Genomic DNA, 6,281 nt, shown 5'->3' with positions numbered 1-6,281 from the left:
GCAGGATGTCCGGGGTGTTGGGGAAGAAGTTGGGCCGCATGTACGCGGCCGCCTCCCCCGAGAGTTCGGTGAGGTACTCCGTCAACTCCCGTTTGTCGTTACGCCAGGTGAAGTAGGTGTACGACTGCTGGAAGCCGACCTGCGCGAGGGTGTGCATCATCGCGGGGCGGGTGAACGCCTCGGCCAGGAAGAGGACGTCGGGGTCGGCGCGGTTGATCTCGCCGATGACGCGTTCCCAGAAGACGACCGGCTTGGTGTGCGGGTTGTCGACGCGGAAGATCCGTACGCCGTGCTCCATCCAGTGCCGCAGGACGCGAACCGTCTCCGTGACGAGGCCGTCCATGTCGGCGTCGAAGGCGATGGGGTAGATGTCCTGGTACTTCTTCGGCGGGTTCTCGGCGTAGGCGATCGTGCCGTCGGGGCGGTGGTGGAACCACTGGGGGTGCTTCTCGACCCAGGGGTGGTCGGGGGAGCACTGGAGGGCGAAGTCCAGGGCGATTTCCAGGCCCAACTCACGTGCTCGGCCCACGAAGTGGTCGAAGTCCTCCAGCGTGCCCAGCTGCGGGTGGATGCTGTCGTGCCCGCCCTCGGGGGAGCCGATCGCCCAGGGCACGCCCACGTCGTCCGGTGTCGCGGTGAGCGTGTTGTTGCGGCCCTTGCGGTGCGTGGTTCCGATGGGGTGGATCGGCGGCAGGTACACCACGTCGAAGCCCATCTCCGCGATGGCCTCCAGCCGACGCTCGGCGGTCCGGAAGGTGCCGTGCGGCTGCTCTTCCGTCCCCTCCGAGCGCGGGAAGAACTCGTACCACGAGCCGTAGAGGGCGCGTTCGCGCTCGACCAGCAGCGGCATGGGATCGGACGCGGTCACCAACTCCCGTAGCGGATAACGCTCCAGGACCTCCACGACCTCGGGCGCCAGCGCCGCCGCCAGGCGCCAGGACGCCGGGCGGTCCTCGGCGCGCAGCGCGGCCGCCGCCTCCAGTACGGTCTTCCGCAGCTCCTCCGGCACCCCGACCGCCGCCCGCTCGTACAGCCGCGCGCCCTCGTCCAGCACGAGACCGGTGTCGATACCCGCGGGAATCTTGATCCCGGCCGTGTGCCGCCAGGTGGCGAGCGGGTCCGACCACGCCTCCACGGTGTAGGTCCAGTGCCCGGTCGCGTCCGCGCTCACGTCGGCGCCCCAGCGGTCCGTGCCGGGGGCGAGTTCCCGCATCGGCGTCCAGGGGCCGGTACGGCCGTCGGGGCCGCGCAGTACGACATCGGCGTTCACGGCGTCGTGCCCCTCCCGGAACACGGTCGCGCTGACCTGGAACACCTCTCCGACGACAGCCTTGGCGGGCTTGCGCCCGTGCTGCACGACGGGGCGCACGTCGAGGGCGGGGATGCGGCCTACGACGGTGGTGGGGGGTCCCTCCAGGTGGGCTTGGACGTGTGGGGCGGGAGGCCGCGTGGTGACGGGTACGGCGGTCGGGGTCGGGGGCCGTGTGGTGACGGGTTCGGCGTGTGGAGCCGGAGGCTGGGCGACAGCGGTTTCGGCGGACGCCGTCCCCGGCGGTCCGGTCCGGGCCCGCGTGTCCGCCGTCGGGGCGGCCTCCGTCCGCTCCCGTCCGGGCCGGTCGGCCTTCGCTCGCTCCGGTCCCGGGCGTCCGGTTCGGGGCCGCTTCGGGCGCCCCTGCTCGGCGAGCTCGGGGCGGGGCGTGGTCTCCGGGGGTGCCGCCGGGTCGGGGGCGTCGGGGGGCCGCGGTTGGTTTCCGGCCGGAGGCTTGGCCGCTGGCGTGTGGTGCTTGGCGGGCATGACCGCTCCTGTCCGCGTCAACGTCGAGGTGGGTCCTGCGGTGGTGCTGTGGTGCGCCTGTGGGGTCGTACCGGAGGAGCCTTCCCACCCGGTTCGGGTGGGCAATCCGGCACTTTGTTAACTACTCGCGCGTATGTCTACGTACAAGACCGGCCCCTTTTCCCGATTCCCGCCGGGACCGTGTTGACTCCCCAAGAGAAGGTCAGCAACTGACCTTGTGCGTAACAGGGTTGACTTCCGCACAGCCTGCCCCGGGAGTCGCGGGTGCGCGACGGCGCCGCCCGCGCATTCGGCCGGAAGACGCCGGTGCCCCCGGGTAAAGGCATGTCACCGTTTGCGCCACGTTCCGACCGCTTCACCCGGATGCGTCCCCACCGACCCTCCGGTAACCACTACCGTCGGGAGTGACGACGAGACGCACGGCGCTGTGCGTCTCACCTAGCGACGCGTCCGAGGTGGAAATTGAAGGCCATCCGTCGGTTCACCGTCCGTCCCGTTCTCCCCGAACCCCTGCGCCCGCTGAGTGATCTGGCGAGGAATCTGCGCTGGTCCTGGCATGTGGAAACGCGCGACCTGTTCCAGGCGGTGGACCCCGAGCACTGGGCGGCCGCCGGAGGCGACCCGGTGCGGCTGCTGGGGAGGGTGAGTCCCGTGCGGCTCGCCGAGCTGGCCGAGGACCGGCGGTTCCTGCGCCGTCTCGCGGCGGTGGCCGGGGACCTCGGGGACTACGTGAGCGGCGACCGCTGGTATCAGCACCAGGGCGACGGGCTGCCCGCCGCCGTCGCGTACTTCTCGCCCGAGTTCGGCATCACCGCCGCGCTGCCCCAGTACTCCGGCGGCCTCGGCATCCTCGCCGGCGACCATCTGAAGGCGGCCAGCGACCTCGGCGTACCGCTGATCGGGGTCGGGCTGCTCTACCGGCACGGCTACTTCCGCCAGACCCTCTCCCGTGACGGCTGGCAGCAGGAGCACTACCCGGTGCTCGACCCCAACGAGCTGCCCGTGAGCCTGCTCAAGGAGGCCGACGGCACCCCCGCGGGGGTCCGGCTCGCGCTGCCCGGCGGCCGCGCGCTGCACGCCCGGATCTGGGTGGCGCAGGTCGGCAGGGTGCCGCTGCTGATGCTCGACTCCGACGTGGAGGAGAACGACCTCGGCGAACGCGGCGTCACCGACCGGCTCTACGGCGGCGGCAGTGAGCACCGGCTGCTCCAGGAGATGCTGCTCGGCATAGGGGGTGTGCGGGCGGTGCGGACGTACTGCCGTCTCACCGGCCACCCCGAGCCCGAGGTGTTCCACACCAACGAGGGGCACGCCGGTTTCCTCGGTCTGGAGCGGATCGCGGAGCTGTGCGAGGACGGGCTCGACTTCGAACCGGCGCTGGAGACCGTGCGGTCCGGCACGGTGTTCACCACGCACACGCCCGTCCCGGCCGGGATCGACCGCTTCGAGCGGGAGCTGGTCGCGCGGTTCTTCGGGCCGGACGGCGAGCTGCCCGGCATCGACGTACGGCGGATTCTGGCGCTCGGCACCGAGACGTATCCGGGCGGCGAGCCGAACCTGTTCAACATGGCCGTGATGGGGCTGCGGCTGGCCCAGCGGGCCAATGGGGTGTCGCTGCTGCACGGGCAGGTGAGCCGGGGGATGTTCGCCGGGCTGTGGCCGGGGTTCGACACCGAGGAGGTGCCGATCACCTCGGTCACCAACGGGGTGCACGGGCCGACCTGGGTGGCCCCGGAGGTACTGCGGCTCGGGGTGCGGCAGCTCGGCGCGCAGCGGGCCGAGGACGCGCTGGCCATCGGCGCCTCGGAGCGCTGGGACGCGGTCGCCGACATCTCCGCGCAGGAGATCTGGGATCTGCGCCGCACCCTGCGCGAGCAGCTCGTGTTCGAGGTGCGGGACCGGCTGCGGGCCTCCTGGCGGCAGCGCGGGGCGGCCGGGGCCGAGCTGGGCTGGATCGACGGGGTGCTCGACCCCGACGTGCTCACCATCGGGTTCGCCCGCCGTGTGCCGTCGTACAAACGGCTCACGCTGATGCTGCGGGACAAGGCGCGGCTGACCGAGCTGCTGCTGCATCCGGAGCGGCCGCTGCAGATCGTCGTCGCGGGCAAGGCGCATCCGGCGGACGACGGCGGCAAGCGGCTGGTGCAGGAACTGGTGCGGTTCGCGGACGATCCGCGGGTGCGGCACCGGATCGTGTTCCTGCCGGACTACGGCATGGGGATGGCGCAGAAGCTCTACCCGGGCTGTGACGTCTGGCTGAACAACCCGCTGCGTCCGCTGGAGGCGTGCGGCACCTCCGGGATGAAGGCCGCGCTCAACGGCTGCCTCAACCTGTCGGTGCTGGACGGCTGGTGGGACGAGTGGTTCCAGCCGGACTTCGGCTGGGCCATCCCGACGGCGGACGGCGCGGCCACCGATCCCGACCGGCGGGACGACATCGAGGCGGCGGCCCTCTACGAGCTGCTCGAACAGCGGGTCACCCCGCGCTTCTACGAGCAGGGCCGAGGCGGACTGCCCGACCGCTGGATCGAGATGGTCCGCCAGACCCTCACCCTGCTCGGCCCGAAGGTGCTGGCCGGGCGCATGGTCCGGGAGTACGTCGAGCGGCTCTACGCCCCCGCCGCCCAGGCCCACCGCGCCCTGGACCCCGGCACCGCGCGGGACCTGGCCGGGTGGAAGGCCCGGGTACGGGCGGCGTGGCCCGGGGTCAGCGTGGACCATGTGGAGACGACCGCCCCGGCGGCCACCGCCGAGCTGGGGACGAGTGTCGGGCTGCGGGTCCGGGTCGGCCTCGGCGACCTCACCCCGGACGACGTGGAGGTCCAGGTGGTGTCGGGGCGGGTGGACTCCGGCGACCGCATCACGGACGCGAGTGCCGTCCCGCTGAAGCCGGTGGGCAACCCCGACCTGGAGGGCCGCTGGCTGTACGAGGGCCCGCTCTTCCTCGACCGCACCGGTCCCTTCGGGTACACGGTCCGCATCCTCCCGGCCCACCGCCTGCTGGCCACTCCGGCGGAGACGGGGCTGGTGACGGTTCCTCCGGAGGACGCGGTGGAGGTGGCGGGGGTGCTGCTGAGGTAACGGGGTGGGCCGGGGGTGCGGTCGTCGCTAGAGTGTAGAGAGCATGCCAAAAGCGATGAGGTCGCTCGTGAGGGCCGTACCGGCTGCCGGGGCGCTGATCAACGCCGTTCCCCGGCCGGCCGGTGCGTCGGAGTCCGTTCTGTTCGCGGCGACGGCAGCCGGGGGTCTCGCGACGCTGACCGGGATCGCCCTGGCGGCCCTCACCGGCCGTCGCACCCGTGGGGTGAGCGCGTGAACCGGGCCGCGCGTCTCGCGCTGTCCCTGCTTGTCTGGTGGCCGGCGGCCGGGCTGGCGCTGTGGCTGCTGGGGCTGGCGTTCGGCCGGCCCGCGCCCCTCCTCGGCTGTGTGCTCGCCGGGCTGTTCTTCGGTGCGATCGGGGAACTCGGCGACTGGGTGCGGCGTCGGGTGCGGAGGAGTCGCGCGTCGGCGGCTACGACTCGTCCTGGTCGGCGCACAGCCGCTTGAGGACCTTGCCGCAGCGGCGGGCGTACGCGTGCTGGAAAGCCCGGGCGGCGGGGCCCGCCGCGTGGGCGTACCACGTGGCGGGGCGGCTGTAGGCGGCGACGGTGAGCCAGACCGTGCCGTCGCCGGTGCGGGAGACGACGAAGGCCTCCTCGCCGCATTCGGGGTGGCCGGGGAGGGTGCCGTAGGCCCAGCCCGCGCGGCGGGGTTCGTCGGCCGTCCAGACGATTCGGCAGGGGGCCTTGATCAGGCCCGCGAGGCCGACGGTCACGTCCACGCCGGGGGCCGCGCGGTCGGCGGTGGTGTCCATGGCGACGCCCATCTCGCGGTGCATCTCCCAGGTGAGCAGCGCCTGTGCGGCCCGGTGGAAGAGGCCCGTGCCCTCGCCGATGCGGGTGCGGACGTAGAGGTGGTGGAAGCCGGGCGGGCAGACGGCGAGGTCGTCGCGCGTCGCGCCGACCGGCTCGTACGTGTAGGGCGCCGAGGACATGGGTCACAAGAGTAGGGCGCCCACCGGAAGAGCTCCTTCCCGGGGGCGCCCTGGCTCAAGTGGCCTTGCGCTAGCTGACGTTGACCGCCGACCAGGCCGCCGCCACCGCGTTGTACTCGGCGCTGCCGGAGCCGTAGAGGGCCGTCGCCGCGTTCAGCGTGCCGGTGCGGGCCGACTTGTAGTTGGTCGTCGACGTGAAGTACGTCGTGAGGGCCTTGTACCAGATCTGGAGCGCCTTGGCGCGGCCGATGCCGGTGACCGTGGAGCCGTTGGAGGTCGGGGAGTTGTAGGACACCCCGTTGATCGTCTTCGCGCCGCTGCCCTCGGCGAGCAGGTAGAAGAAGTGGTTGGCGACGCCGGACGAGTAGTGCACGTCCTTGCTGCCGACGGAGGAGGACCAGTAGTCGGCGGAGCCGCCGTCCTTGCTGGGCTTGTCCATGTAGCGCAGCGGGG

6 protein-coding genes are annotated in these 6,281 nt (G+C 72.2%); 3 read left to right on the top strand and 3 right to left on the bottom strand.

The window, feature by feature from the left end; translation table 11 throughout:
- A partial coding sequence (locus GTW40_RS23435) for a maltotransferase domain-containing protein (RefSeq protein WP_161182158.1) occupies nt 1–1,417 on the bottom strand: 1,417 nt, incomplete at its 3' end.
- Nucleotides 1,418–2,257: 840 nt separating this feature from the next.
- Between GTW40_RS23435 and GTW40_RS23430 the strand changes: the two genes are divergently transcribed.
- From GTW40_RS23430 to GTW40_RS23420, 3 genes are read left to right on the top strand one after another with little or no spacing between them, the layout of a single operon-like run.
- A complete protein-coding gene (locus tag GTW40_RS23430) occupies nt 2,258–4,876 on the top strand; it encodes a glycosyltransferase family 1 protein (RefSeq protein WP_161182157.1) in 2,619 nt (872 codons plus the stop codon).
- Between the two features lie 55 nt (nt 4,877–4,931).
- Nucleotides 4,932–5,111, top strand: coding sequence for a hypothetical protein (locus GTW40_RS23425; protein WP_161182156.1), 180 nt, complete (start codon nt 4,932–4,934; stop codon nt 5,109–5,111).
- Entirely contained in the window at nt 5,108–5,341 is a 234-nt protein-coding gene (locus GTW40_RS23420) for a hypothetical protein (RefSeq protein ID WP_161182155.1), read from the top strand. Before GTW40_RS23425 ends, GTW40_RS23420 begins: the two co-directional genes overlap by 4 nt.
- Here GTW40_RS23420 and GTW40_RS23415 read toward each other — a convergent pair.
- Both GTW40_RS23415 and GTW40_RS23410 read right to left on the bottom strand, forming a co-directional pair.
- Nucleotides 5,307–5,828, bottom strand: coding sequence for a DUF1990 domain-containing protein (locus GTW40_RS23415; protein WP_161182154.1), 522 nt, complete (start codon nt 5,826–5,828; stop codon nt 5,307–5,309). The two genes, GTW40_RS23420 and GTW40_RS23415, sit on opposite strands and share 35 nt — an antisense overlap.
- 70 nt (nt 5,829–5,898) lie before the next feature.
- On the bottom strand, nt 5,899–6,281 hold a 383-nt coding region (locus GTW40_RS23410; RefSeq protein WP_161182153.1), incomplete at its 5' end, for a M4 family metallopeptidase.

The sequence above is a fragment of the Streptomyces sp. SID4985 genome, from assembly GCF_009863025.1.
GTDB lineage: Bacteria > Actinomycetota > Actinomycetes > Streptomycetales > Streptomycetaceae > Streptomyces.
The sequence above is the reverse complement of the archived record's forward strand: the minus strand, read 5'-3'. Positions and strand labels throughout refer to the sequence as shown.